General features: G+C 64.7%; 3 protein-coding genes. 2 read left to right on the forward strand and 1 reads right to left on the reverse strand.

Features of this window, described 5'->3' with window-relative positions; all coding sequences use genetic code 11:
- Together BHQ40_RS26450 and BHQ40_RS24700 are read left to right on the forward strand one after the other, a co-directional pair.
- Positions 1 to 291, forward strand: a 291-nt coding sequence (locus tag BHQ40_RS26450) for a hypothetical protein (protein WP_435593937.1), incomplete at its 5' end; no start/stop codon positions are given.
- Between the two features lie 251 nt (positions 292 to 542).
- Positions 543 to 956, forward strand: a complete 414-nt coding sequence (locus BHQ40_RS24700; RefSeq protein ID WP_435593938.1) for a PRC-barrel domain-containing protein — start codon at positions 543 to 545, stop codon at positions 954 to 956.
- Positions 957 to 980: 24 nt separating this feature from the next.
- Here BHQ40_RS24700 and BHQ40_RS24705 read toward each other — a convergent pair.
- Positions 981 to 1,262: SH3 domain-containing protein (locus BHQ40_RS24705; RefSeq protein WP_253183472.1), on the reverse strand; the 282-nt coding region annotated here is incomplete at its 5' end.

The raw sequence follows: 1,262 nt of genomic DNA on the forward strand, positions 1-1,262 counted from the left end.
GCCAGCGGCGCAGGCAATTTCGCCGTCAGCCCCGGCATGATGGTCCAGGACGCCAGCGGCCGCGCGATCGGCACCGTCCGTTCGGCCAAGGCGGATGCGGATGGCCGCATCGACTCCCTGCTGGTGGATACGGGCGACCGTATCGCATCGCTCCCCGCCTCCAACTTCACGGCTTCGGGTGACGTCGTGACGTCCGCGATGAGCAAGGGCGAGGTCCGCAAGGAAGCCAGGCAGCAGGATAGCGGGCAGCAGGACGCGGGAACCAAGACCCAGGCCCCGTCCAAGCAATAAGCCATCCTCCAAACCGCAGGCGTTGAGGACCGCGACCCGATCCGCCTGCGGGAGATGCCCGCCGGAAGCACCCGCTCCGGCGGGCATCACCTGTTTATGTCTCAAATCCTCATCCTAACATATTGCTGGGATGTAATCTTTTGTCCGCGCCCGAACCGCGTGAACCGCTGTTCGTTGATAGTGAACAAGCCGGAGGATCTCACACAGCGATCACGCTCAGGGATCAACGCGGCGGACAAAGGAGAGCAGACATGACAGCACCCGGACATGAGGGCAACATGCTGGCCGGCGTCGAACCGGATGACATGATGACGGCGGATCGCCCGCCCCACCCGCTGATCGAATCCGACCGGGTGGAAGGCACCACCGTCTACAACCGGGCCGGCGAAAAGATCGGCACGGTCAAACGCTTCCTCGTCGAAAAACGCTCCGGCAAGGCGCAATATGCCGAAATGGCGTTTGGCGGCTTTCTGGGCATCGGCAAGGACATCCATCCCCTGCCCTGGGAAGTGCTGGACTATGACCGGCACAGGGGTGGCTATGTCGTCGATCTGACCGACGACCAGCTACGCAACGCCCCCCGCTTCGAGGATGCGGATCATCCGCCGATCGATCAGGTCTATGGCGCGCATATCCGAGGCTATTATGGTTTGCCGCCAATCTGAGGAAGGCTGAGCGGAACGATGGCGTCAGGGCGTAACCGCGCCCCAGATGCTGTCCGCCCGCACAAAGCCCTTCTTCCCGGCGACGTCCAGCCTGCACCATCCGCCCGAACAGTCGGACAGGCGGCCCACCACGCCCGGCTCCGCCCGGTACAGCGTCGCCGCGCCATCGCTGGGCGCGGCGCGCAGCGGCGTCACGCCGCCCGTCACCAGCGCTGTCGGCGTATCGCTCAGCAAGCGCACATGCATCCATCCCTGCACGCCCGCCGAATCCTCGATCTTGCGCCAGTTCCCATGCACCTGCACCAC

The sequence above is a fragment of the Sphingobium phenoxybenzoativorans genome, assembly GCF_001757355.1.
Lineage (GTDB): Bacteria > Pseudomonadota > Alphaproteobacteria > Sphingomonadales > Sphingomonadaceae > Sphingobium > Sphingobium phenoxybenzoativorans.